Origin of the sequence: Pedobacter jamesrossensis, assembly GCF_042650905.1 — a bacterium.
GTDB lineage: Bacteria > Bacteroidota > Bacteroidia > Sphingobacteriales > Sphingobacteriaceae > Pedobacter > Pedobacter jamesrossensis.
The window spans coordinates 1-25,839 of the sequence record NZ_JBHSBY010000119.1; the positions used below are offsets into that span (position 1 = coordinate 1).

A 25,839-nucleotide genomic window follows, 5' to 3' on the forward strand; every position below is an offset into this window, starting at 1 on the left:
CAAATCAAAGGAATAAGGATAAGTTCAGAGCCAGAGTGAAACCTAAAGTAACTAAAAATCAAAAAGATGCAATATAAAAATCCTTAACTTAATGACATTGGGCGCGAGCCACAATGTGATCAATACCGATAGCGAAGTTGACCTGAGCCTATATACCATCTACGGCCCACCCAACCACAAGGATGGGATTATCAGGGCGACAAAAAAAGTAGCAGAGCAGGATTGTGAGAAATTCGATGGCATGACTACAGAGTAAAATTATCCTAAAAATATTTAAAGACAATGAAGTAAAAAATGGAAATGAAATCCTGACCCTCATACTCCCCGTCAACATCAACTCCATAATTTAAACCCAAACCCAGTGACTACTGAAATAGAAAATATAAGGATGGTTACCGCAGAAGATCTTTTTGCAACCTTGAAAACAGATTTTGCAGATTACCTCAATAAAAAACTGGATGCCGCAGTTGCGGTAGAATTTGCACGTGTATATGATATTATCGATGTGTCCTTTCCGGAGATCATTGCTGGGGTTGCATTTCATATCGTTGTTTCTGAAAAGGAAATTATTCTTTCAACAGACAATACTATTCCTGCAAACAACAGTGAGGCCCTGGAAGAACAGCTCACCGATTTTCTGGAGCTTAATCTGAATTGATTCTACCCACCATCACAGGCAAAGCGTATTAAAAGCCCTGTCTTGACATTACCCGATCTAAACAACAACAACATGATAAAAAAGACAAAAATAGGCATCTGGATGGATCATTCAGTGGCCAACCTAATGGACTACCCAGCTGCTCCTATATTGACAAGAAGAATTGAATGTAACTTTACCAGCAAGGCTAAAGAAGAAGCAATTACGCGTGGGGAAAGCACCATGCACACCAAGGAACAGGGTGAACAGGCAGATTACTATAGGGAACTCAGTGATCTAATCAGGAAATATGATGAAGTGCTACTCTTTGGCCCTACAGAAGCTAAAACAGAGTTGTTCAATACCTTTAAGAATAATCACCTGTTTTCTAAAATAAAAGTTGAGATCAGGCCGACAGATAAAATGACAGAAAACCAGCAGCATGCTTTCGTAAACAGCTATTTCAAAGCGGGCGTAACTTGATATGTAAATTTTAATTCTTCATCAGATTTTTCGACATCTAGTTGATTTACCTCATTAAACAAATGAAATGAATCTGGGAAATCAAAAAAATATGAGGGGATCTTTGGCTCCCCTCATATTTTTAGTCCATCATTAAATAGTCATACTGCACTGCAATTTCGTTATCTACAAACCAAACACCAGGGGCGTTCCAGGCGATCCGCTGTGCTTCATCTTTTTGAAACAATGAGCTCACTTCTCCACTCAGGATTACTCTGTTTCCCGAAACGTTAACATGAATGTCCTGATCATTAATTGACCAATTTCGGGCAATGGCTTTTTCGATGTCACTTTTTTCAACGGCATCTTTTACCTCAGAGGCAATTTTGATGCTATTGATCACGCCTTTAACACCTAAAAGACTTTTGACAGCTGTTTTTGCAGCATCTTTTTGATAATTCCAGCTTAGTTCTCCCTCAAGAGTTACCCAACCTTTTTCTACCTTGACCTCTATTTTGTCGTTAGGTACCTGCCAGCTCCATTTTAATGCATTTAATACCTCTCTGGCAATATCACCATCTTCTTTTGCACCCCAGTCGCCAAATTTGACTTCAATATTTTCAACTACTGCCGAAACGCCACTTACGTTTTTGGCAGCATCTTCTGCTTCTGTTTTTTTTACATAACTGTCAACGGTCCCGGTCAGGGTCACTACACCATCCTGAACTGTTACGCCTATTTCTGCTGCATTCAAAAGTGGTTCCCATTTAATAGCCTCTTGAACGTCTTTCTGTAAACTTTCGTTGCTTTTCATCTTTGATGATTTTAGAGTGAATTATTTCACAATCAAAGGTTGCCTAATTGGTGCCTCTTGGTGTTATATGTTTTAATAAAATCATTATACAATTCTCATATAGCCACTAGCAAAATAGCTGAGTGTTACACTATAGAGCCAGCCCTCGCCAATATCAAACAGAACTATGGGTTCCGCCGCTTCAAGCTCAGAGGTAAACAAAAAGTAGAGAAAGCCACGACACAATTCCTAAAGTAATATTATTTTAAGACCTATCTACAACTCCATCCATAATGATTGGGCTTTTTGTTTTTTTCGAGATAAATTTATTTTCAATAAAATATATTATAGGATAACATTCTAATAATACGCTATTAACTTCTTCCATACTTTGGAAAGATTATCACCATTTGAAAACGCTTATCAAAGTTGAACAGGAAAAAGGTTTGGAGCAGAATGCTTTACAAAAGATGAGCTTCCATATTGAAGAACTATGCCAATTATTTCCTGGACAATAGCGAAACTTCATCCAGCGTAGTGAACGATATATTCATAAAACTCTGGAGCAACGACCATGAAATTGAAAATGCCAAAGCCTACCTATTCAGATCAGTCAAAAATGCATCACTTAAGCACTTAACAAGTCAGCGCAAAAAAACCATAAGTTATTTGGACACTCATTATCAATGTAAAAAAGTCATTTATTCCCGATGGCCTGAGGAACGAACCGGGGAGGTCGACAGCGCCCGTTTTGAAGTATGGTCAGGAAGCTTGGGGATATTATAACGGTAGATCACCGCATTTTTTCCTTCGCTTATGCAGTAGTAGGCCTTTCCATCTGGAGTGAAACCAACGGCCTCTCCCTGGGGCTCTAGAATGTATGGAAGTTTCGTTGGCATCCGCCGTAATGTCTGGGAAATTGGTTCTTTACCATTTCGAAGCCAATAATAAACATTAGTATAAGTCTTTAATATAACCTGTCGCCCATCACGGGATATGTCTCCGGAAACGACATACTTCCACAGACCTTTGCCGGGTAGGAAAAGGCTTCCTTGCTTTTTCATTGTAACGGTGTCTTCGTTTTTGAAAAAGAGAGAAGCTGAATATATTCCAACGGTATCCTGTCTCTTGGATATGATGATGAGTTCCTTTAAAATAGGATCAACCATTAAAGTTTCGGCATCCTGCGGACCATTTGGATATTTGAGGTGGACTGCCTCACTTTCGATCTGCATGTTAATTGAGAACTTGTTCGGCTCTGGGAAACGATATACCGTAACATAAGGGCGGTTACTACCATTGTCTCCGATATCGCCAAGGTAGATGTAGCTTTTATTCTTTACAAGGCCGGGGCCACCGGCTATGTCCTCGCAATCAGTTACGCCAAAATGCTTTTTTGAAAGATCTCCTTTGAAATATAATGTGGACACTAAATTGCCTTTAGCATCGATGGCAAAGAACCGCGAGGTGTCTCCACTATCATTATGTATAAAAAACAGATTGTTTCTGGATATAAACAGGCCAGATATCTCGCTGAGATCAGCGGGAATGATCTTAGCTACTGTATTCTGTGCAGATGCACAGCGGCTAATACAAACTAACAAAAAAGTGAAAAATGCAATTCTGGCAGGAACAAATGCTGTCAGTCTATTTGTGCTAAGGTTCATTACGCTTCGAGGGTTTGATATCCACTGGCGAATTTGGACATCCTTTTCGGAACGATCAAGTCAATTTGCAAAAAAAATCCAAAAATTGTACGCAGTTTGTGATTTCCCAATATTGGTTTGATGGAGAATATAGGATTAAAAAACTGCTCAAATTTCACTATAAATGCTGTGCCGAATATTCAAAATTAATTAATGATGTAATTATTGTAAGGCATGAAATCACAATATTCTGATAAGCAAACAGAAGCCAATTTTGAAAGTAAACCACAAAACCCTCAATAAAAAAATCGGTCAGGTAAAACAAGTTTACCTGACCGATTTTGAAAATTAGCTTATTAAAAAGGCAACTTTTTAGTGCCCTCCGAGTAGTCGCCCGCATTTTTTAATTAGACTATCGATATGGTCGATAATTATTGAGGATTTTTATTTATCCCAAAAAACGCGTGTGTCCATATTATCTGGCCCACCATTATCTGCAACCGCTGCCTGGTAATTCGCTGAATTTGCAGAAAGCTCAAGCGTTGGATAAACAAAGCGGCGAACAAAACCACCGGTTATATTTTGTCCTGTGATGGTATTGGGCGATAAGGCAGGAAAACCGCTCCTCCTGAAGTTAGCAAATGCTTCGGTACCATTGCCCCAAGACGCTACCCAATATTGAGTATTAATGAGGTTGAGTGCATTTGCCGAATTATAAGCATTAATGGGATTATTAATAAATGCATTTTGCGTAGCTAAAGGAATAATGGCTGCCGGGCTATAGGTTGTCCATTGGTCCATGGCCGCACGTACACCGTTAGCATAATAAACGTCAGCTGTACTACCACCGGTTATCCAGCCTCTAAAAGCGGCCTCCGCCAAGAGCAATTGCGTTTGAGCATGAGTGATAAAAAATTGAGGAGCGGTTAAACTGCCGAAAATACTATAATTAACCTGTGAATAATTAAAACCCGAACCGTTAGCACCTCTAAATCCCGGAGCAGTTGGCAAAGTCGCACTGCTATAGCCTACAGGAAGTCCGAACTGGTTTGCAGATGTGGTATCTGGCACGGATGTAGGTGCAGCCAATGGGTTTGCATATTTACCGGATATAAACTTCAATCGCGGATCACTGCTGTTTTTTAGTTGATTTACAAAGGGAGCCGCTAAATAATACGTATTCGCTATCGCAGTAATCGTCTGGCTCACCGGATTTACGTAAGTAGTATTGTATTTTAGGAAACAGTTGTCGGCGTTTGATGTCATTACTCCACCAGTTACGGCTGCTTGCACAATAGTTTGCGCTTTTGCAGCATCTATTTTACTATACCTCATGCCCAATCGAAGTAATAAGGAATAACCCAGTTTTTTCCATTGGGCGATATTACCACCGTAAAACACATCAGCTTTAACGATATCCTTGGTTGGATCCAGCGCTGCTGTAGCCTCCGTAACTTCTTTAATCAGGTCGGTATAAATCGCTGCCTGGTTATCGTATTTGGGGGTAAGCACGTTTGATAAATAGGCTTGTCCGGCTTCAGTATATGGTACGTTTCCGTAAGTATCTACCAGCATCATAAACTGGTATGCTTTCCAGATTCTGGCTTCGTTATATAAATTTGTTCTTGCTGCATTGCCTTTGAGTTGGCTTAATATTTGGACCAGTAATTGAACAGGGCCAGAAGAGCTTGTTGCACCAGTATTTGTACCTGTATATTCAGCATTCCACTTTTGCGAAGTGTAGGTTTGATTCAGCTGATTAAAATTAAACGCCGAGGTGATTCCCGAAAATGGATTTACAAATTGCTGCACAATGGTTGGCTCAGTTTCCATCGTGGCTCCGTGTGTTCCAAATTGTGCGCTCGTAAATAAGAACGCCGCGTCGAGTTCTGTTGGATTATTTGGACTAATATTTAATTTATCAAACCCTTTATTGCAACTGGAAATTATCGGAAACCAGATTGCTATTGCTATAATTCTAATTAAATTTTTCATATTGTATATTGAGTTAGAATTTTACGTTTAAGTTAAATCCGAAAGTACGTGTTGTTGGTAGCGATGCCTGCTCATAACCGGTCAGGTTATCTCCGCTTGAGGATATTGCTTCGGGATCAATGTTCGGCGTATATTTCTTAATGATCAATACATTACGACATACGGCAGATAACACCATGCTTTTCACATATTTTTTATTGATAAATTTAGACAAGTCGTATCCCAACGAAAGGCTTCTTAATTTAACAAAGCTTGAACTGTAAATAAATGGATCTAGGATATTCGTTGAACGATAATTTGCGTAAAAATCTTCTGCGTTTACAGCGGTGGTGTTTGGTAATCCGTCAGTAGCGTTTACGCCAGGAAAAATTACGCCCCCGACACGGCCAGGTAATGATTCTTTTGATAAACCTTCTCTTAATAAGTTTAAACTTGTGCTCGAGAGCAATTTACCACCTGCTTTATAATCAATATGGGAGATAAAGGTAAAGCCTTTGTAATTTAAGGTATTTAGCCAACCTCCTGTTGCTGTAGGAAGGCCGCTACCAAAATTAACTGGTTTATCACTAGCTACGGGTTTGCCTCCCGATAATACGATATTTCCGGAAGCATCCCGCTTGTAAGTTGAACCTACAATTTGGCTAAGGGGTAAACCTACCACATGGACAATAGATCCAAAAAACTCAGGACTGCCCACTACAAGTTGCGATTGGTTGTTCGCCAATGACAACACTTTTGAAGAGTTGAAAGCAGAATTAAAAGTCGTTTTCCAGGTAAATTTGTCTGTTTGGACAGGTATTAATTCCAGGTTAAATTCTAATCCTTTATTTGATAAACCACCTAAATTAACAAGCGTTGTGGCATATCCGGTTGCAGCAGACAGGCTTATCGGAACGGCTTGATTAGTCGTTTTTTTATCGTAAGCAGCTACGTCCAGATTTACTCTGTTGTTGAACATGCGTAACTCGATACCAATTTCTTTTTCATTTACGCCAAAAGGCTTAATCTGGGTGTTTGGTGAAGCTGTTCCGTTTATACTGCCTAAGGGAAGCCCGTTGAATGAATTCTGAGCAAGCAAAAATGTTAATGCATTATAGGCACCAACGTCCTGGGCGCTTCCCGTTTCTGCAACAGCAACTCTAAGCTTTCCAAAATTTAACCATTTTGTTTTTGGAAGTAATTCCGAAAAAACGAAACTTCCGCTAATGGAAGGATAGAAATAATGATCTATATCTCTGGCGAGTACAGAATACCAGTCTGTACGGCCGGTAACATTCAGGTATAATAAATCTTTGTAGGAAAACTCTGCAGTACCATATAATGAATTTACTGTTTGTTTAGTTAGGTTATAACTCGAATTTGCCGTAACACCGTTTCCAATTGTATATAAATCTCTGATGTAGAAGTTGGTTACCGCTTCATTAAATGTAGACGTAATTAAGGGAAAGTTATTACCACCTACCGTTGCATTAAATGAAAAATCTTTCCACTTATGCCCGCCACCCAGTAGGAAGTCAAAATTATTCTGGCGTGTACTTGAAGTACTTATCCCGTAGCTACCGTTATATAAGCCTGTTGGTGCTGCAGATACGGCCAGCGTACCAGTCGGCGTGTTTGATTCATAAGTAGTTTGCAAAAGGTCCATATTCGCCCTCCCTTGAAAATACAACCAGTCAAAAAACTGGTAGCGTACCACAGCAGTTCCTAACAAATGATCTTTTGTTTGTCTTTGAAATTGCTTCTCTAATATCCAGTATGGATTGGTAACGGTAGCAAACCTTGACGTAGGTGTTTCATTTCCGTTGGCATCTATTGCGCCTGCCTTGAGTACATCAAAAGAAATGGAGTTAGCCAACCTGTAAATTGATGTCGGAATTGAATTTCCCTGTACGCCGATAAGTGGCGGATTGTTATTAAACTGGTGATCATAGTTAACGTAAAATTGTGCAGATAATTTTTCAGTAAGTTTGTAATTGATACCAACGTTAAATATCTTTTTATGATAATCGTTGTTTGGTACTATGCCCTGAGCGTCCTGATTAGAGAGAGATACCCGAAAACTTCCTTTGTCATTACCGCCAGAAATTGCAACTGTGTTACTCCACGATGGTGCAAGTCTGAAGAACGTCTTTATCCGGCCTTTAACAGGTGCATACGGACGCTGAACGCCGTCGAATTGAAACGTTGGTACATTATCAAATGGCACACCAAAACTCCATGCACCAGAACTCTGCGCAGTACCAACTGATGAGGGACGAATATTATTCTCCCCTTGCCCGTACTCATATTGAAAATCGGTATAATCCAGTGCCTGGTTTATAGTAAAATTAGAGTTGAACTCAATACCTATTCCAGTATTTTTAGCTCCCGACTTTGTCGTTATAATTATTGCACCATTAACGGCACGCGAACCATACAACGCTGCTGCGGTAGATCCTTTTAGAACAGTCATCGATTCAATGTCATCCTGATTGATGCCTTGCAAATTATCTCCCTGGTCTACATTTTGGGTATAACCATTACTACTACTTGCACCCTGCGACATTGGTAAGCCATTTATTACGATTAGCGGCGAATTGTCTGCGGTGAAAGAAGATTGTCCACGCAAACGAATCTTTGTACTTCCACCTGGTCCTGCGGCGGGTGGAGAAATATCCAAACCAGCAATCTGGCCCTCAAGCGAATTGGCGAGGTTGGTTGTACGGTTAGTTTGTAACGCCTCTACGTCGGCTTTTTGAGCCGAATAGCCTAAGCTTTTTGCTTCCCTTTTTATACCGAGCGCTGTTACCACAACATCATTCAAAGCATTTGTTGCCGTCACCATGGAAACATTAACAACGGTTTTTGCATTTACCGTTATTTCTACAGGATTATAGCCAATGGATGTAAACACCAATACCGCATTGGCATTGGTAACATTTATGGTATAACTACCAGATGAATTGGTTACCGCAGCATTTCGCGTTCCCTTTTCTACTACGCTCACGCCGGGCATACCAACACCCTTTTCATCGGTAACTTTACCCGTAATTCCTATAGCAGCTAATTTTAAATTTTTGGTTGTTATAGATTTACTAAAAACTGCAGTTGTTAGTCCACCAGCTGATGCGCCCGCGGGCTCGAATAGAATGAATACCGTTAACACAGTACACATAAATACTAGTGGAAGTAATTTTTTTTTCATAATTTTTTTTGGTTAGAATTGGTTTTTTTAATAAACTGCTTATATAACCGCAGAAGACACTTTGCCATAGTTCGTGACATAAGCAGTGTTTAGCGACCAGTTGCCGTGGTTGGATGTTAAGTAAATCTATCTCATATGATTATATTGGTTATTTGATCAATATCTGTTCTAATAATCTAGGCAAATATGCTTAGCTCAATATGTTATTTGAAGAAAATAGTTGCGAAGAATAGAAGCATTACTTTCCATTTATATTTGGTTTCGAAACAGTTATGTTACTCAAGCAAATAAAGACAACTTTAATGAAAAGCAATTTCAGTATTACCGCAAAAAATTGTAACATATTAACATAGATATTTCTTTCTAGTATTCGTTGCTGTCTGATAAGACATCTTAAATTCATCTGTTTATCAATAACTTACAACAATAATTCACCATAAAACCAATCTAATGCACAAATAAAATAGCTTGGTATTGTTAACATAGATACTATCAATAAATAAAATAGATGGGCATTATATCGTACATAATTTATAATTTCATACTATAATTAACCAATTATAAACATGAAGGCTACTTTAAAAAAGGCTACTCCAAACCCGGAGCATTCCTTTAATATTCATAAGGATATAGGCCATGCAATATTAAGTGCCTGGCATTATCACCCTGAGTGCGAGTTACTAGTTGTTAAAAGAACCTACGGCACCTGCCTGATAGGCGACTATGTTGGTCCTTTTAAAAATGGTGATGTATTTTTATTTGGGTCAAACTTGCCACATACTTTCCGGTGTGAACAAAAATATCTGGAAAGCGATACCGAAAAAGTTGGAGAAACAATCGTGATACTTTTTCAAAATAACATCTGGGGCGATGCATTTTTAAATCTCCCTGAAATTAGCCCAATTGTTAAACTACTGAACACAAGTAAGCTGGGTTTGCGTTTAAAAGGAGTAACTAGACGAAAGGTTGGCAAAATAGCTGAGGAAATGCTCAATGAATCGCCTTCTCGTAAATTGATCAATTTATTATCTGCTCTAGAAATAATAGCTGCTTCAAAAGAATATGAAATTATATCATCTAACGGCTTTAACCCAGAAGTGAATAGCATCGATCAAAACCGCATTAACACTATATTCGAATACACTTTTAATAATTACCACCAAAAAGTGGCTTTGGAAGATGTGGCTGCAGTAATTAACATGGGAAAGCACTCTTTTTGTAGATACTTTAAATCCAAAACAAAAAAAACATATATCCAATTTTTAATGGAAGTGAGAATTGGAAATGCTTGCAGATTATTAGTAGAAGAGGAATTTAATATGACTGAGGTAGGCTATGCTTGTGGCTACAATAACATCTCTCACTTCTATCATCAATTTAAAGCGCTTACCAAAAAAAATCCGATGGATTACCGATACAATTATCTTAAAACTGAAGAGAGAAAATTTATCTAGCAGCAAATTTTGAGTTGCGTTTAATGGGGTGTTTATGTAAGGCAATTGCTAGGTGATCTGCGTCAGCTAAGCTCGCTATCAAAAGATATGTTAGTTAATAATGATCAAGTTCCCACTCAAATTAGGCAAAGCAAAACAGTAATTTTAGTATCGAAGCATTTTATTGTATTATATTAACATTATGCTGTAAATGTGCTCTAAAAGGACTTATTTACCTTTCGATTTACCGCCTGGATACGTAAATTAAGTTCAAACCTAATTTTCTATCCAAAAAACTAAACCAAATAATTATGAGAATCTATAACACCTCTAGCGGGATTATTATAAACCACAATAACCAATATTTCTTAACCGAAGAGAAAAACTGGGATACGTTTGTAAACAGGAGCAACCTCTTTAAATTGGTCAGTAGTGAGTTGCAACATCTTAAACCTAACGAAGATTTACAAGAGCTCACAAATTCAGCAATTTTAACACCTATAGGTAGCCAGGAAGTATGGGCATCTGGCGTAACTTATTTTCGTAGTAGGGAAGCCAGAATAGAGGAATCAAAAGAAGCAAAAGGCGGGGATTTTTATGCCAAGGTATATGATGCAGATCGACCAGAACTTTTTTTTAAGTCGCCATCTTACCGTACAGTGGGTTCTGGAGGAAACATTCGCATCAGGGCTGATTCTAAATGGAACGTACCCGAACCGGAACTTACCTTATTTATTTGCTCAGAAGGCACTATAGAAGGTTATACAATAGGTAATGATGTATCTTCGAGGGACATCGAGGGCGAAAATCCGCTTTATCTACCGCAGGCAAAATCATACAATGGGGCTACCGCTTTAGGTCCTTGCCTTTTAGTGGCAGACACCCCAATAGATCCAAATACCAACATTAGCATAGAAATCTCCAGAGATTCTGATGTTCTTTTTAAGGAGAAAATATCCATTAATCAAATGAAACGTAAGCACACGGAATTAGTAGCTTACTTGTTTCGGGAATTAGATTTCCCTCATGGAACATATTTAATGACAGGTACAGGAATAATACCCGCCGATGATTTCACTTTACAAAGCAGAGACATTGTAAAAATAACCATTTCAGAGATTGGTTCACTTATAAATATCGTAGCATGATAAACGTTGGTAAACAAATTATAGGTTTCGAAACCTCTGCCGACGCACGTGAAATGATTAGTTCAATAAACACATCCACCGGCGAAAAAATGGCGAGTTTTTCTGTAGCTACAATAACTGAAGTTGACAGAGCGGTTGAAAAGGCAACAGCTGCATTTCAGATTTACCGAAAAATATCAGGAGTAAGAAAAGCTGAGTTTTTAGAAGCGATTGCCGATGAAATTATTGGCATTGAAGATGAGTTGATAACGATTTGCTGCGCAGAATCCGGACTACCGAAAGGCCGTATAGAAGGTGAAAGAGGACGGACTGTGGGCCAGTTGAAGTTGTTTGCCGATTTATTAAAAGAAGGATCTTGGCTAGACGCTCGAATTGAGACCGCCAATTCAGAACGCGTACCGCTTCCTAAACCAGATATTCGCTCCATGCAAATGCCATTTGGACCAGTACTAGTTTTTGGAGCTAGTAATTTTCCCCTTGCATTTTCTGTAGCCGGGGGCGACACCGCATCTGCGCTTGCAGCGGGTTGCTGTGTAGTAGTAAAGGCACATCCTGCACATCTTGCAACCAGCTCGCTAATAGGTAAGGCAATCAATAAAGCCGCTATTTCAACTGAAATGCCTGACGGTGTTTTTTCGCTCCTTTTTGGGGATGGCCCTGTTTTGGGTGGTCTATTGGTTAAGCACCCAGACATAAAGGCTGTTGCATTTACAGGTTCATTTGGTGCAGGTAAGGCCATATACGATATGGCTGTACGCCGGGAAACACCTATTCCAGTTTATGCTGAAATGGGTAGCACTAACCCAGTGTTTATTCTTCCACAAGCTTTATTAGAAAAATCCCAGTCGTTAGCCAATGGGTTTTCTGGCTCAGTAACGCTAGGCATAGGTCAGTTCTGTACTAATCCAGGAATGCTTATTTACGAAAGTGCTGATGCCGCCCCTGGTTTTATCCAGAAGCTTGAAGAAGAATTTAGACAAACTTCAGGAGGCGTAATGCTTACTGGCGATATCTATAAATCATATACTGCCGGCGTTGAAAAACGTAGCGGAATGTCTGGCGTTGAAACACTTGCAAAAGGCAATTACACAGCAAATTTAAATGTTGCATCCCCAATTTTATTCAAAATAAAAAGTGATTTATTAAAAATTCATCCTGATTTGTCTGAAGAGCTTTTTGGGCCATCAAGCGTCATAGTAGAAGCAAATTCTAAAAAGGATATCATTGAAATAGCAAAGAATCTTAGCGGGCATTTAACCGCTACAGTACACGGAACCGATAGCGACTTGGTTGAGTATAAAGATTTACTCGATATTTTAGAACAAAAAGTAGGCAGATTACTAATTAATGGGTTCCCTACGGGTGTTGAGGTTTGTAGCGCTATGGTTCATGGAGGGCCATTCCCCGCCACAACAGACCAAAAAACAACATCAGTAGGCACAGCTGCAATTGACAGGTTTACGCGGCCAGTATGTTACCAGAATATGCCGGATAAACTATTGCCAGATGAATTAAAAAACGAAAACCCATTAAGTATCTGGCGACTGGTAAACGGTAATCTAAATAAGGAAGTAATAAAATAAAGCAACATAGTATATTCTAGATATGAAATCATATAGAAGTTCGACTTGGTTTGGAAAAAAAGATAAAATGGGCCTCATCTATCGCAGTTGGATGAAAAACCAGGGTATGCCCGAAGACATGTTTGACGGCAGACCGGTAATAGGAATTTGCAACACATGGTCTGAACTTACACCTTGCAATGCCCATCTGCGTGATATTGCCGAAAGTGTTCGTCGCGGAGTATTGGAGGCTGGTGGCTTTCCGCTAGAATTTCCCATTATGTCATTAGGTGAAACACTCTTAAAACCTACCGCTATGTTGTTCCGTAATCTCGCCAGTATGGATGCAGAGGAATCCATAAGAGGCAACCCTATAGATGGTGTAGTACTACTTACGGGCTGCGATAAAACTACGCCTTCTACGCTAATGGGAGCAGCGAGTGTAGATTTACCAACGATTGTGGTTCCTGGCGGACCAATGTTAAACGGAAAATATCACGGACATGACATAGGCTCAGGAACAAGTGTGTGGAAGCTGACAGAGGAATTAAAGAAAGGCCAAATTACTTATGATGAATATGCAGAAGTTGAAAGTTGCATGTCTCGTAGTCCGGGCCACTGTATGACAATGGGAACAGCCTCCACTATGGCTTGCATGGTAGAAGCTTTAGGCATGAGCCTTTCTGGTGGTGCAGCTATACCTGCCGTTGACTCCCGGAGAAAAAGGCTTGCTCAGCTATCTGGAAGAAGAATAGTTGAAATGGTTAAAGAAGACTTAAAAATTTCTAAAATACTAACACGCGATGCTTTTGAAAATGCAATTAAGGTAAATGCTGCAGTAGGAGGTTCCTCAAACTTCATTATTCACCTTACCGCTATTGCAGGGCGTATGGGTGTAGCGCTAAACCTAGACGATTTTGATGATATTGGTAGCAAGATGCCTCTCCTTGTAAATCTTATGCCTTCCGGGAAATTTTTGATGGAGGATTTTTACTATGCTGGTGGTGTGCCTACTGTTTTAAAACAAATGCAATCTGTTTTAAAAATGGATACCATTACGGTAAGTGGGAAAACGCATGCCGAGAACATTGCTGGTGCAGGAATAAATTATAATAAGGAAGTTATATATGAATTTGAGCAACCGATCATTCAAGAAGGTGGAATCACTGTACTAAAAGGTAATCTTGCAGTTAATGGAGCGGTTATAAAGCCATCAGCAGCTACCCCAAGTTTGATGCAGCATAGAGGCCGGGCAGTAGTGTTTAAAGACATTGAGGATTACCATGCGAGAGTAGATGACCCTGATTTGGATATTGATGAAACTTGCGTAATGGTCTTGAAAACGGTTGGTCCGGTTGGCTATCCAGGTATGCCTGAGGTGGGTAATATGACATTACCAAAAAAGCTGCTTGACAAAGGCGTAACAGATATGGTCAGGATATCGGATGGCCGGATGAGCGGTACGGCATATGGTACAGTTATACTGCATGTATCGCCAGAGTCTGCTATTGGTGGCAATTTAGCTCTTGTAGAAAACGGAGACATAATAGAGCTCGATGTAGCCAACAAACGTATCCACCTGGAAGTGAGTGATGAAGAGTTAGCCGTGAGGCGAAGCAATTGGGTACAGCCACCTCCTCTTGCAACACGTGGCTATGTAAACTTATACATCAAACATGTTCAGCAGGCAGATAAAGGTGCTGATTTGGACTTTTTAGTAGGCGGTTCAGGTTCAACAGTAACTAGAGACTCCCATTAAAATAGAAACATGGATGTACTAATTCTTTTTGGCTGTATAGTTACACTTGTACTATTAATTGCTTGGGCGAAGGTGAATACTTTTCTTGCATTTTTAATCGTATCTGTAATGGCAGCTTTATTGTTGGGTATGCCCGCTGCTAGTATTCCGCAAACTGTTAATAAAGGATTGGGAGATACATTAGGATCTCTAGCAATCATCATCGTTTTGGGAGCCATGCTCGGAAAACTCGTCGCATTTAGTGGTGCCGCTCAAAAAATTGCTGCGGTATTAAAAAACACATTCGGCTATAAATACGTAACCTGGGCCATGTCTTTAACAGGTTTTATAGTGGGCATTCCATTATTTTATAATGTTGGGTTTGTATTGCTTATTCCAATTATTTTTTCAGTAGCGTATAACTATAAGTTACCTCTGGTATATGTAGGATTGCCTATGCTTGCATCGCTGTCCGTAATGCATGGTTTTTTGCCACCACATCCATCGCCCATGGCTTTAGTTACCCAATTTAATGCAGATTTGGTTAAGACCTTTATTTACGGTTTAATTGTGGCTATACCCGCTATAATTATTGCAGGCCCTATTTTCGCAAAATTATTAACAAATATGCAATCTAGCCCAACAGTTACCTTGCAGGCCGATGAATTGCCCGATAATGAATTGCCTGGGATAACAAATAGTGTGATTTCCGCATTGTTACCTGTACTTATAATTTTAGGTACCACGTTGATAACCAGAATATGTAGTGACAATATAGCAGTAAAAAATCTTGCCAGCTTTATCGGTGATTCAACTATTGCCATGATATTAACCATTTGTATTGCAACATTTACACTTGGGATTAGGTTAGGTAAAAAGCTGATTGACATTATGGTAATTTTTGTTGATGCGACAAAAGATATAGCAATGATTCTTTTAATAATCGGTAGCGCAGGTATTTTGAAACAAGTATTTGTAGAAACAGGGGTAAGCAACAGTCTTGCTGCAATTTTGCAAGGTTTGACGCTGCCACCTTTATTATTGGCTTGGTTAATAACAGCCGTGTTAAGGCTTTGCCTGGGCTCGGCTACCGTAGCTGGCCTCACCGCTGCTGGCATCGTTTATCCGCTTATTGGGCCTCATGGTACCGATCCAAATTTAATGGTGCTCGCGGTTGGATCAGGGAGCCTATTTTGTTCTCACGTAAATGACTCCTCTTTTTGGCTATTCAAAGAGTATTTAGGATTATCTATCAAACAAACATTTTTGTCTTGGTCGCTGATGGAAACGCTAGTTTCAGTTATCGGACTTATTGGAATACTGATTATAAACCAGGTAATGTTTAAATAGATAATAACCATCACCTTCCAGGACGCGTTTCAAATCTTCATCAGCTTAATTGGCACTTACTTCTAAAATTTTAAAAGCAAAAAATAGCTTTTAATATACGCTGAGCAGTTAATTTAGGGATAAAAGTAGAATGTTGAAATTTAATAGCAAACCATGTGAGATACTTATTTATGCGCTATGAAACTCTGAAGATTTCTCATCCCTGAAGACCTATTTCTCGCCATCCCGCCGACAATTTATTTTGCCAATCCAGATGCCACCGTGTCATCGGTTCCCACTACTGGTCGCATTCATTGTTCCTAATTTGTGCCCCATAATGAATTTAACTAGTCCGCATTTTTTAGTATAAAGAATATAGCCAAATTAAAGCCAATTATTTGTTTCATTAAACCAAGCTATCTTTCCCCTACTCTATTTTTCTTTAAGCTGTAAATTTTCTATACGCTAATTACGGCCAAGAGAAAAACTGTCTCAAAACAAGATATCTTAAATATAAGTTTTCTTTTAGCTGAAGGTATTAGGAACCAATTACGGTAAATAGAAAATAACTATCTTGAGAAATATTCTATGCATTTCTTAACATAAAATTAATATTGTTTATCCAAACCAAAACAGAATATAACTGTTTAAATCTTAAAATCTAAAGCCCTTGTCACTTAAGTCAATATCGAAAACACGCTGGAAAGTTCATCCGGATCGGGTAACCATATATCCTTATGGTCTTTCTTACATCCTAGCCGCAGTGCTCGCCATTATCTTTATATGCGGATATTTCGTTTACCTACATTACCTGCATAATTCTGTTAATTCGTCTATACCACTTCTTATCACCTTGATTGCAGTAATAGCTCTTTTCATTTCATGGGCGGGTACCTCGGTAGAGTTTGACACTAGCCATGGAATCATGCGCCGAAAACTTATGGGTTTTTTACCTGTATCATCAATCCCATTTTCCCGTATCTATGGAATAAGTCCGGTCACAGACACTTTAGGTTCCTACAAATACAAGGTTTTTAAAAAAGAAAATCGTTACGGGAAAGGCATCTTGGTTTCATGCGCATACGGAAAAAATGATGACCCCAATGCGATTGCATTTGTTAACGAAGTGATTACTCCAATTCATCAGCTGCTTGCTACCTATGATGCCCCAGATGACTTCAAGGTACCAATTATAGATAATTATGAGTTTTTCAATGTTGTGGGCGGCGCTTATACGATTAAGAAAAACAAGACTGGAAGCATCATTTTTGGTCTTACTCTGTTGGTTATCGGAATACACGAACTTACACCAGACGCTTGGCTAGGCCATGAAATAAATCTCGGCCGAATATGCTTTTTAATGTTCATGCTTATTGGCGGCCCGGCAATTATCCTTGCTGGGCTTACCGAGGTCACTTTCGATAGAGGTTCGCGGCTTCTAACCAGAAAAAACCCTATCGGTTGGGGTAATAAAACCTATTCCTTTGACGATTATAACGGGGTGCAAACCGTTAGAAAATCTACAAATTTGATTTACACGGGTACCGATGTGCAGGTCTATTTCTTACAACCGCAGTCGCAAAAGGAGGAGGTGCTTGTGCTTCAAAGTTTCTTCAGCACCCGGAAGGTCGAAAAATTCATTGCCGAGCTAAATACGATTATGTCATAGTTGATAAACTGCAGTAATACTCTTGGATAAATCAGAATTGAATGACCCCATTGTACCAATTTTTAATTCTTGGTAAGTTCATTGATAAATAAGGCTTTATGAGAAAAATACTTTTGGCGAGATGGGGTCAGTTGATAACGGTTTATCCAATAATAAATTTCCGCCCTTTCTAAGAAAGAAGTAAAACTACTCGATGTTTCTGAATGGACTGCATCCGTAGAATTAATTGCTGATCAATGGATAGACTACCTGCGTATCGTCAAATTAAATGGAACCTGGAAAAAATTAATGTGTTGTGGCAGTTGAAACATATCAGCCAGCATAAACGAACCATAACCTAACGATTATAGAATGCGGATAGGGTGTGATTGAACGATAACTAGGAATCAATATAGCGTAAATATCTAATTGGATCGTTATTCTAAAAATAATAATCTTAAATTTTCATAAAGAAAGCGATAGCAATCCTTGAGTTGTGGGAATCAACATGAATACATTCCCCTTCGTAGTTCACTGCGGATTATTGCGTAGGTGTTACATCTTGGGCAGATAAGTGAAATTCTCTTGTAGGTTTGGCTATTATGTTGGCCTGAACATTGAACTTCGCTTATCAACCAGTGAAGAAAAATCGATGTTGAGCGAATTAATTTGTCGTTTCTGTTCATACACGTTGTTTAATTCCCTTATAAACTTATCCATTTCCATGGCGACCGGATGAAGTTGGTGGGCTAGATTCATCACTTTTTCGGGATCAAGTTTTAATTCTTTGATGAGTGTGGTAATGCCAAGCATCGAAGAGATAGGACGACGCATGACATGGGAGATATCAAACAGGATTTGCTCCACAGAAACGATATAATCTACCAAGGCAGTAATATCGCGAGTTGCCCCATACCATATCATCTTTCCCTGCTTATTTTTTTCAGGGACAGCCTGTAACCAACGCCAACGAACCATATCTTTTACAATAATTCGGTATTGGAAACTAATTAACGCCTCTGATCGGTAAGCCTCTTTCATCTATTTCAAACATATAGGTATTCCCCGGGACCTGGCTGGTGATCTTTTTGATTAATTGTTCACTTTCTTTGATTTTCTCCTCTGATTTTATTCGCTCTGAAATATCTGTGTGGGTGCCCAGACTTATATTAGTCATGTTTCCATCTTTGTCACGCAGCCTCCTCGCACGTGACCAAATCCAAACCCAGTCTCCGTTTTGGTGTCGCATGCGGAAAAAACTCTCATACAGTTCTGTTGACTCACTCATTAAAAATTCATTAAAAATCTTTGTGGAACGTTCACGATCTTCCGGATGGAGCCGCTCAACCCAGGACATACCTTCTATATCCTCCCAAACACCGTCTGTTCGATCTAATCCAAGCATGGCAAAGTATTGTGCACTATACCATACCCGTTGTGTATCGAGATTGTATTCCCAGGCGCCGGTATTTGAAACGGCTATAATCGATTTATAGCGTTCCTCACTTGCCCTGAGCTGCTCCAAGGCTTCTTTTTCACGTGTGATATCCCGGTTAATGGACATATATTGGTATACATCCCCTTCCTCATTCAAAAAGGGAACGATCATGGTATCTACCCAATAGAGGGAGCCATCTTTGGCTCTATTGCAAAATTCTGCACGATAAGACGTACCCTGTTGCATGGCGGTTACTAAATCCATAAAATACTCTTGAGGATGATATCCCGACCAGAGCATGGTGTGTTGATTGCCTACAAGCTCTTCCGAGCTGTATTTACTAACCTTACAGAAATTCTCGTTGACAAAAATGAAGGTGCCGTCCACAGCGGATATACTAACAATGGAAGAAACATCTAATGCATACTTATAATCTTTCAGTTCTTTCTCCCGCACGCTGAGATTGTGAATGGTTTTGTCATTCTGTTTTTCCGCGTCTTTGCGCTTGATGATTTCCCGCTGCAAGGAGATCAAACTGCTGCGCAAGTGATTGATGGAATAATATTGTAAAACCAGGACTGTTCCAAAGGGAATGATAGCGCTGATCCAACGGCTGATTGGATCATGTACGACCATCGGGGCAGGCAAATGACCTATCACCTCCAAGTAGGCCAACAGGAAGTCTGCAGCTACAGTTAATAAGCCAATAGCCAGACCGCCTTTTCGTCCCAATAAAAATCCAGCAGTGAGTATCACACTCATTTGTGATAGAATTCCAGGTGCAAAAATTCCTCCAGCCGAGTAACAGGGGATGGTAATGAATAGCCATAGCATACCAGTAAGTGACCAGCTTGCAGTCCAAGTTCGACCAAAGTGGTTTAAAATCAGGTTAAAGACAGCTATGAAAAGCGCAATACTAAGTAAGATAAGCCACCGTGACCACAATTTTGGGAAATAAAAAAAACCTATAGAAACGACTATTCCCGTTACCATAGACCAAATAATGGTTAGTACATAAACCATGTAACTTTGATAGTTCTTTTCTTTATCAGGCACTAAAAATACGTTGCTCATAAAAGCGATTTGGATGACCTTAGGCACCCGAAAGACGAATCTACTTTCCTTTCAACTACCGCATTGATAAATGTACATAACTTTGCGGTAATTTTCTGCGAGGTACTCAAAATCAGTGTAAACTGATCTCATAATACATATAAACACTTATTGTGTCAATAATCAATCTTTGATAAATTCCTTGATATACTTTGGTGCAGTTTAATATTTTTTTCACGGCACCTAGGCTACGATTCTAAAAATCGTGTCCTGGACTGAGAGTTTAGAATGTACACTGCCATGGAAACCATTTTGATCACTATTACCCGTCCTTCAGATTGGCTATGGAGAGGTAACAATTAACCCGTTTTCAACTGTTTTTTTCATAAATGTGATAAAATGTACCAAGTAATCAAATATCAAAAGCTGGCGAAGTACCGAAAAAAAGCCTGTAGGTTGCAATTTCATGCAAGAGGTACCCTAAATAGTTGCCAAAAAAAAAGGAGCCAGCCTTTTCTTTTCCTTCAAACGGTCAAGATCTTCCTCTTTCAATGGCTTGGACAAATAGCTCATAACCATATCATGGGAGGCGGCCATTTCCATATCCACCTGATCAATAGAAGAAGACACCATTATAACGTGTATCTTTTCTCTTTTAGGATGAACACTTAACTTTTCCAGCATCTGCCATCCATCTAGAACGGGCATATTTATGTCCAGAAAAATCAAGAAACATAAATCTGGGTCTGCCTCGGCGGTTATCCTAGAAAGCGCATCAACAGCCGAAAGAAAATATTCTGCTTTGGCTGTCAGGGCACTCTCTTCTATTACCACCCCGTGAATGAACAGTACCATACTATCGTCGTCTACTACCAGAATTATGTTTTTCATCACAGCCTGCTTGATTTCCCCTGATTTTCAGATTTTTCCGTTATCTCTCTGATTATTTTGTCCAGCTCCGCAACGCAGAACTCAATATTTATTATGAGGAGCTGCTGCTTATCCTTCTCTTGCATTGACCGTTTCCCCAGCAACTTGACAAGTCTTAACTGAAGCTAAAGGTCAACGATGACTCTTTTATTCCTGCAAAAAATTCCGGCAACCGTTTATCGTTTATCATCATCTCCTCTTCGTCAATAAAATAGTCTATCGCGTGATACTTTTTGTTCTTTTCTAAATAACATCGACCATTGAAATATAAGAACAATTTTGGAATTCAGAAACCAATGCAGATGTAAATTGTTTGATATAGTAGCTAATCACTGTCTTAATTAATGGTCTAATCCTTTGATTCAAGAAGTCTTCTGATAAGATTTGAGGCCTAAAATACTATAACCTAAATAAAAATCAAGTCCAGCGAATCGTAAAGCTTCCGCACTTCTGAGATAATCCTATATCATTATTCCCAGACCGCACCATGCTTTTTGTTGCAGTGTTGTTTAAGCATTTCTGTACTGATCTTAGAAAAAAATAGTAATCGGTTAAAAATTTATGATCGATTTTTTTGATATCGATATCCAATACTTTGTGTTTTTCTCTCAAAATTGTTTAATATGACGTAGTGCGGTCTGATATCTCAAAAGTGTCATTTTGGAGAAATCGCTACTAACCAGCGTTTCCATATACTTATTGTGGTCTTCATATACCTCCTTAAGTTTTCTGATTTACCTAAATACCCATCCATTAAGCTCTCTGCATTAATTTCATGAACTAACATCAAAAGTCGTCTTTGTGTATACTGTACCTGTAATTCAAGTTGATTGAGGTACGCATTTAGTGTTTTGGCTCGTCCTAAAAACTAAAAGCCTGCAAATCGTTGATTTGCAGGCTTTTAGTTTTTTTTGATAAATTTGATTACTGATTCCAGTGGAGCCGAAGGGAGTCGAACTCACCCACTTAACCTGTTGTAATTCAGTATATTGTAACAATTTTTCAAAATAACATCGTCAAAACTCACCTTGATAATTTTTGATTGCAAATCTTATGATAAAGATAAACATAATTTAGAATAAATCTATTTGGTTCAATCTAAATTAAAAAAATGAAATGAACTTCGTTCTCAACATCAGTATTTGTAAAAACGTCTTCTCTTCGTTCGAATACATTATCAAGGCTCTTCACTGTCTTAACTAGAAAAAGTAAATCTTCGAAGCCAAATTGCCGTGTGATTTCATAAAAATATAATTTTAACACACTTCTTATTTACAAAAAATCGTTAGGTATCACCTTGGTGATACCTAAATACTTTAGATTATATCATCCAAATTGCATCGTATTACTTATCAAAATTATCTAAGACTATGAAGTTAGATTTGATCACAACAGAAGATTTGGAAATATTTAAAGAAGTTCTACTGGCTGAAATAAAAGGAATTCTTAAACATCACACTACTCCCAACGAAAAATCGGAGTGGCTCAGGAGTGCGGAAGTAAGAAAGCTGCTGAATATTTCACAGGGTACATTGCAAAATCTTAGGGTTAATGGAACCCTTCGCTACAGCATGATTGGCAAAATACCCTACTATAAACGTGAAGACATTTTGAATGTACTAGAAAATAACCTTTTAAAACATTAGCCGTGAGCAAAATAGATTTCATGAAAAATTCATTCCTGATAGGCGATTTCTTAAAAAAAGTATCCCTCGACGATAAACTTTTACCGACCCATATTTCTCTTTTCGTAGCTATTTTCTATTATAGTAAGAACGATTCCAATCTACAGTTCCATATTAGTAGAAGTAAACTCATGCAATACTCACGAATCAAATCAACAGCCACGTATCACAAATGCTTAACTGATTTGGTGCGAGGAGGCTACCTCAGCTACAAACCATCCTTCAATCCTTTGGGTAGCCTCATAAGAATTAACTTATACCAATTATCAACTGAAATTCCGACCTAGATTTGAAATTTTCATCAGCAAGAGTTTGTCTACCATTTGCGGCACAGGAAGATTTTCATGTGGTTTCAGCAAACCACTAATTTTAGCAACACAACTATAAATAGGATAAAAAAATTGGTACGACATGAGCATTTTTTTTTGATTTTTTCCATTAAAATAAAGGGATTGCCAAAACAATAATGGAGAAGATGAAATCATTGCTTGTCAACAAGCTTACTACCCTAAATGAAGATTACTTTGAACACTTAAGTGCTTTCTTACAGGTTCTCAGGCCAATTGTTGATGACTTGAAGAGCAAGGGATTTATATAAAAATCTAGTTTTTCGGAAAAGTGGCAACCGTTGTACTAAAAATTTAGAACACAAAAACTTGGCAAATATGAATGAGAATAGTTTTGCTTTTTTTCGTTGACAAGGAGAAACCAATGAATTCGACTGGAGATTCCGATAGGATTAATCAAGTCATTTTGGAACTTAAGATCAGAAAACCCAAATGAGTAAAAGCTTATATCCGATCCTTTGAACTATCCTTGCAACAATGAGTTTACCTATGCGCATCACCTCTATATTCAACCTAGCTCTAATGAACTCCATAGACACGAATTGGATAAACCGTAGTAGATTGGCCCCGTCTCGCCGATAAAAAATATATTACAACACACTATTTTAAAAGCATTTACAATCAATTAAAAATTGGTGCAAAGGGGTCAATTAAATTGGTTTGTGCACAAAACCACTTGAAAACCATAAATACTTTAATTTTTTAAAAGACCGTGATGTTGTAATGGCTGGTAGTCTTGGATTGATGAGAATTCACAATACTACAATCCTGGAAGCATTTGCAAAAGATTCAATCCTGATCACGGACAACATTGTTAAAGAATTTAACTTAAAATATCCTGCTGATCCAAATTTGGAATAAGCTATTATTAAGCCACAGCTAAATGAAATAAAGGGTCACCAAAGTTATTTAATAATATTTATATATTAAACAGTATTAGTTAACGATAAACAGCCACAAATATAAGCAGGTAAATATGAGCACATTCTAAAATCTGAAAATATAATGTGCTTTAGCCTTAGAATATTTATTTGACCAATCTCGTTTTCCTAATTCTGTCAGGGGCAGCCGCGGCATCTTTTTGGAACAAAAGATACAGCAAATGGCCCGGCCTGCAGGGGACAGTCAAAGAATAGGTAGCCAGTAAATACTAACCGCTAGATGATCAAGAAAGCAGCTTCTAGAACGACGCTTTAAACCGGCCATTTAATTTCCTTTCTTGGCATAAAGAATCCTTTTATGCAATTGGAATTGCGTATACAGATCTGGATATGGCTTTTATCAAAAATCCCAGAACCATCAAAGGCGGGGCCACCTTCTGTAAATATACCACGGGTGGAGTCATAAATAGCAAATTCACTATATCCCTTAGCACTTAGATCAGCTTTATAGCCATCTAATATCCTGGAGTGCATGTATTCCAGAACGGTACAGTCAAGTTCACGAAGGAGCATATCCTTATGCTTATCAGCTTTTATATCTTTATTTACCGGAAGTGGTATACCAATATCCGCGAAATCCTCTTTTAAGTTTTGATAGTAAGATTTTACCACCTCAATAGAATTTCTGTCGGTCAGATCACAACAGTTACCGAGCTGGATTACAGCACCTACTACAGCAGGGTTTGTGATGGTGCCACGCTTCTTTTTATCATTAGCCCATTCCAGTGCACGTTCATAATTGTTCTCCCAGAAATAAATCCCGTGACCCAGCCAATCATAATCCTCCTTGCTCGTCTTATATTTATTTGGGTCAAGCAAAAGCTGATCACGAACGCTCTGATCGCATCCATGAAAGCCCAAAATAAGGTTAGGCCGCTGATTGTACATCTAAAAAATGATTATTTTTGCTTAGAGAAAGAGGCTAGTGCAGGATAATTTTTCGTGTAATTACCGTTTTTATCAACTATGCCAGCATTGACTAATCTAGCCATAGCAGCTTCCCTTGATGAATCCATGCTTCTTTCTTTTTTAGCAAGGTCGATTAATTTTTGGCTGTCTTTATTACTCATGCTATCTATATATCTTAGTTGAAATCCTATGAACCTATCATTGATTACCAGGTCCATTGAGTTTCCATTATAACTTAAATCGCAGCTTATGCTCCATGTTTATTACTATTGCAAAAGAATATCTACCTGTTTCAATAGCACCACCTGTTCCAGCATCCTGTACTCTGATACAAATATAGATAATTATAGCAAGACTTACATCAATAGCTTCAGTTAGTTGTGCAAGATAAGTATCTCCCTCTCTATATACAATATCTACAACATATTGTTTAGCGAGAGCACTATCATCTTCCCTAGCTTAGTATACATTATGATTTTCGCATTTGATTACGCCACTTTATTATCTAAACCATGACAATTGACAGGAAAGAAAACACCATGTTCAATAGGCTGAAACCTATAATCAGCATTTAAGAAACCAGTAACGCTAAATTTTAAATGGCAACATATCATTTTTGCACCCATTAATAGAATTTGCAAAAATTAATGTTGTGCCTAAGCCTGTCTTATAACCGCTTCATGGAAAATTTAAAAAAGTTTCCCACGATAAAACCTGCAACTAACCTAAGGCACTTTAAAACTCTGAAAAACCAATTAATAGCGTGATAAAATCCCTAAAAACCTCCGTAGCAGACAAAAAGTATTCTCTTTCAGGACATGAAATTTATTAAAAACCTTTCTTTAATGAGAAGGTAAATCCCCACACTATCCATTGCATTTCTTTTACTGAGTAATTTTACAAGCGCAGTCACATTTTAATCGTAGCCTGCGTAACCTTTATTATAATTAATTCGTCTAAG

Annotated in this window: 21 protein-coding genes; 12 read left to right on the plus strand and 9 right to left on the minus strand. The window is 38.5% G+C overall.

The window, feature by feature from the left end; genetic code table 11:
- Positions 1-361: 361 nt before the first annotated feature.
- Both ACFOUY_RS12345 and ACFOUY_RS12350 read left to right on the plus strand, forming a co-directional pair.
- The gene (locus ACFOUY_RS12345; protein ID WP_378961009.1) at positions 362-658 is read left to right on the plus strand and encodes a hypothetical protein; all 297 of its coding nucleotides are present in this window, start codon (positions 362-364) and stop codon (positions 656-658) included.
- A gap of 72 nt (positions 659-730) precedes the next feature.
- Positions 731-1,120, plus strand: a complete 390-nt coding sequence (locus tag ACFOUY_RS12350; protein WP_378961011.1) for a hypothetical protein — start codon at positions 731-733, stop codon at positions 1,118-1,120.
- 121 nt (positions 1,121-1,241) lie between these two features.
- Here ACFOUY_RS12350 and ACFOUY_RS12355 read toward each other — a convergent pair whose 3' ends face one another.
- On the minus strand, positions 1,242-1,913 hold the full coding sequence (locus tag ACFOUY_RS12355; protein ID WP_378961012.1) for a BON domain-containing protein: 672 nt from the start codon (positions 1,911-1,913) through the stop codon (positions 1,242-1,244).
- Between the two features lie 60 nt (positions 1,914-1,973).
- Here ACFOUY_RS12355 and ACFOUY_RS12360 point away from each other — a divergent pair, with 60 nt between their 5' ends.
- Together ACFOUY_RS12360 and ACFOUY_RS12365 are read left to right on the plus strand one after the other, a co-directional pair.
- Positions 1,974-2,150, plus strand: coding sequence for a transposase (locus ACFOUY_RS12360; RefSeq protein ID WP_378961046.1), 177 nt, complete (start codon positions 1,974-1,976; stop codon positions 2,148-2,150).
- 225 nt (positions 2,151-2,375) lie between these two features.
- Positions 2,376-2,678 (plus strand): sigma factor, encoded by a 303-nt coding sequence (locus tag ACFOUY_RS12365; protein WP_378961015.1) that lies wholly within the window; start codon positions 2,376-2,378, stop codon positions 2,676-2,678.
- Here the strand turns inward: ACFOUY_RS12365 and ACFOUY_RS12370 are convergent.
- From ACFOUY_RS12370 to ACFOUY_RS12380, 3 genes are all read right to left on the minus strand, one after another.
- Positions 2,594-3,559: a hypothetical protein gene (locus ACFOUY_RS12370; protein ID WP_378961016.1), complete on the minus strand. Its 966-nt coding sequence runs from the start codon at positions 3,557-3,559 to the stop codon at positions 2,594-2,596. The genes ACFOUY_RS12365 and ACFOUY_RS12370 overlap by 85 nt on opposite strands.
- A gap of 423 nt (positions 3,560-3,982) precedes the next feature.
- Positions 3,983-5,533 (minus strand): SusD/RagB family nutrient-binding outer membrane lipoprotein, encoded by a 1,551-nt coding sequence (locus ACFOUY_RS12375; RefSeq protein ID WP_378961017.1) that lies wholly within the window; start codon positions 5,531-5,533, stop codon positions 3,983-3,985.
- A 13-nt stretch (positions 5,534-5,546) separates the two neighbouring features.
- A complete protein-coding gene (locus tag ACFOUY_RS12380) occupies positions 5,547-8,717 on the minus strand; it encodes a SusC/RagA family TonB-linked outer membrane protein (RefSeq protein WP_378961019.1) in 3,171 nt (1,056 codons plus the stop codon).
- 566 nt (positions 8,718-9,283) lie between these two features.
- On the opposite strand from ACFOUY_RS12380, the gene ACFOUY_RS12385 reads away from it, so the two are divergent.
- From ACFOUY_RS12385 to ACFOUY_RS12410, 6 genes are all read left to right on the plus strand, one after another.
- Positions 9,284-10,171: an AraC family transcriptional regulator gene (locus ACFOUY_RS12385; protein WP_378961020.1), complete on the plus strand. Its 888-nt coding sequence runs from the start codon at positions 9,284-9,286 to the stop codon at positions 10,169-10,171.
- A gap of 290 nt (positions 10,172-10,461) precedes the next feature.
- Positions 10,462-11,298: a fumarylacetoacetate hydrolase family protein gene (locus ACFOUY_RS12390; protein ID WP_378961022.1), complete on the plus strand. Its 837-nt coding sequence runs from the start codon at positions 10,462-10,464 to the stop codon at positions 11,296-11,298.
- Positions 11,295-12,881 (plus strand): aldehyde dehydrogenase (NADP(+)), encoded by a 1,587-nt coding sequence (locus tag ACFOUY_RS12395; protein WP_378961024.1) that lies wholly within the window; start codon positions 11,295-11,297, stop codon positions 12,879-12,881. Before ACFOUY_RS12390 ends, ACFOUY_RS12395 begins: the two co-directional genes overlap by 4 nt.
- Before the next feature lie 22 nt (positions 12,882-12,903).
- Positions 12,904-14,619: an IlvD/Edd family dehydratase gene (locus tag ACFOUY_RS12400; RefSeq protein ID WP_378961026.1), complete on the plus strand. Its 1,716-nt coding sequence runs from the start codon at positions 12,904-12,906 to the stop codon at positions 14,617-14,619.
- 9 nt (positions 14,620-14,628) lie between these two features.
- The gene (locus ACFOUY_RS12405; protein WP_378961027.1) at positions 14,629-15,948 is read left to right on the plus strand and encodes a gluconate:H+ symporter; all 1,320 of its coding nucleotides are present in this window, start codon (positions 14,629-14,631) and stop codon (positions 15,946-15,948) included.
- A gap of 904 nt (positions 15,949-16,852) precedes the next feature.
- Complete coding sequence (locus ACFOUY_RS12410) at positions 16,853-17,596, plus strand: hypothetical protein (RefSeq protein ID WP_378961028.1); 744 nt, start codon at positions 16,853-16,855, stop codon at positions 17,594-17,596.
- 579 nt (positions 17,597-18,175) lie between these two features.
- Here ACFOUY_RS12410 and ACFOUY_RS12415 read toward each other — a convergent pair.
- From ACFOUY_RS12415 to ACFOUY_RS12425, 3 genes are all read right to left on the minus strand, one after another.
- Positions 18,176-18,616, minus strand: a complete 441-nt coding sequence (locus ACFOUY_RS12415; RefSeq protein WP_378961029.1) for a hypothetical protein — start codon at positions 18,614-18,616, stop codon at positions 18,176-18,178.
- Positions 18,582-20,087, minus strand: a complete 1,506-nt coding sequence (locus ACFOUY_RS12420; protein WP_378961030.1) for a PAS domain-containing protein — start codon at positions 20,085-20,087, stop codon at positions 18,582-18,584. The genes ACFOUY_RS12415 and ACFOUY_RS12420 overlap by 35 nt, the downstream gene beginning before the upstream one ends.
- A 459-nt stretch (positions 20,088-20,546) precedes the next feature.
- A complete protein-coding gene (locus ACFOUY_RS12425; RefSeq protein ID WP_378961032.1) occupies positions 20,547-20,957 on the minus strand; it encodes a response regulator in 411 nt (136 codons plus the stop codon).
- A 1,409-nt stretch (positions 20,958-22,366) separates the two neighbouring features.
- Here ACFOUY_RS12425 and ACFOUY_RS12430 point away from each other — a divergent pair.
- Together ACFOUY_RS12430 and ACFOUY_RS12435 are read left to right on the plus strand one after the other, a co-directional pair.
- Positions 22,367-22,642 carry a helix-turn-helix domain-containing protein gene (locus tag ACFOUY_RS12430; RefSeq protein WP_378961033.1) on the plus strand — a complete coding sequence of 92 codons (276 nt, stop codon included), beginning with the start codon at positions 22,367-22,369 and terminating at the stop codon, positions 22,640-22,642.
- Between the two features lie 1,046 nt (positions 22,643-23,688).
- Positions 23,689-23,889, plus strand: a complete 201-nt coding sequence (locus ACFOUY_RS12435; RefSeq protein ID WP_378961034.1) for a hypothetical protein — start codon at positions 23,689-23,691, stop codon at positions 23,887-23,889.
- 332 nt (positions 23,890-24,221) lie between these two features.
- Here ACFOUY_RS12435 and ACFOUY_RS12440 read toward each other — a convergent pair whose 3' ends face one another.
- Complete coding sequence (locus ACFOUY_RS12440; protein WP_378961035.1) at positions 24,222-24,857, minus strand: hypothetical protein; 636 nt, start codon at positions 24,855-24,857, stop codon at positions 24,222-24,224.
- Between the two features lie 11 nt (positions 24,858-24,868).
- On the minus strand, positions 24,869-25,039 hold the full coding sequence (locus ACFOUY_RS12445; protein ID WP_378961036.1) for a hypothetical protein: 171 nt from the start codon (positions 25,037-25,039) through the stop codon (positions 24,869-24,871).
- Positions 25,040-25,839 lie beyond the last annotated feature (800 nt).

Excerpts from the sequence above, each read along its gene's own strand:
- ACFOUY_RS12350 (WP_378961011.1), top strand. The coding sequence starts at position 731 with ATGATAAAAAAGACAAAAATAGGCATCTGGATGGATCATTCAGTGGCC.
- ACFOUY_RS12355 (WP_378961012.1), bottom strand. The coding sequence starts at position 1,913 with ATGAAAAGCAACGAAAGTTTACAGAAAGACGTTCAAGAGGCTATTAAA.
- ACFOUY_RS12370 (WP_378961016.1), bottom strand. The coding sequence starts at position 3,559 with ATGAACCTTAGCACAAATAGACTGACAGCATTTGTTCCTGCCAGAATT.
- ACFOUY_RS12375 (WP_378961017.1), bottom strand. The coding sequence starts at position 5,533 with ATGAAAAATTTAATTAGAATTATAGCAATAGCAATCTGGTTTCCGATA.
- ACFOUY_RS12380 (WP_378961019.1), bottom strand. The coding sequence starts at position 8,717 with ATGAAAAAAAAATTACTTCCACTAGTATTTATGTGTACTGTGTTAACG.
- ACFOUY_RS12385 (WP_378961020.1), top strand. The coding sequence starts at position 9,284 with ATGAAGGCTACTTTAAAAAAGGCTACTCCAAACCCGGAGCATTCCTTT.
- ACFOUY_RS12390 (WP_378961022.1), top strand. The coding sequence starts at position 10,462 with ATGAGAATCTATAACACCTCTAGCGGGATTATTATAAACCACAATAAC.
- ACFOUY_RS12395 (WP_378961024.1), top strand. The coding sequence starts at position 11,295 with ATGATAAACGTTGGTAAACAAATTATAGGTTTCGAAACCTCTGCCGAC.
- ACFOUY_RS12400 (WP_378961026.1), top strand. The coding sequence starts at position 12,904 with ATGAAATCATATAGAAGTTCGACTTGGTTTGGAAAAAAAGATAAAATG.
- ACFOUY_RS12405 (WP_378961027.1), top strand. The coding sequence starts at position 14,629 with ATGGATGTACTAATTCTTTTTGGCTGTATAGTTACACTTGTACTATTA.
- ACFOUY_RS12410 (WP_378961028.1), top strand. The coding sequence starts at position 16,853 with ATGCGCCGAAAACTTATGGGTTTTTTACCTGTATCATCAATCCCATTT.
- ACFOUY_RS12415 (WP_378961029.1), bottom strand. The coding sequence starts at position 18,616 with ATGAAAGAGGCTTACCGATCAGAGGCGTTAATTAGTTTCCAATACCGA.
- ACFOUY_RS12420 (WP_378961030.1), bottom strand. The coding sequence starts at position 20,087 with ATGAGCAACGTATTTTTAGTGCCTGATAAAGAAAAGAACTATCAAAGT.
- ACFOUY_RS12425 (WP_378961032.1), bottom strand. The coding sequence starts at position 20,957 with ATGAAAAACATAATTCTGGTAGTAGACGACGATAGTATGGTACTGTTC.
- ACFOUY_RS12430 (WP_378961033.1), top strand. The coding sequence starts at position 22,367 with ATGAAGTTAGATTTGATCACAACAGAAGATTTGGAAATATTTAAAGAA.
- ACFOUY_RS12440 (WP_378961035.1), bottom strand. The coding sequence starts at position 24,857 with ATGTACAATCAGCGGCCTAACCTTATTTTGGGCTTTCATGGATGCGAT.
- ACFOUY_RS12445 (WP_378961036.1), bottom strand. The coding sequence starts at position 25,039 with ATGAGTAATAAAGACAGCCAAAAATTAATCGACCTTGCTAAAAAAGAA.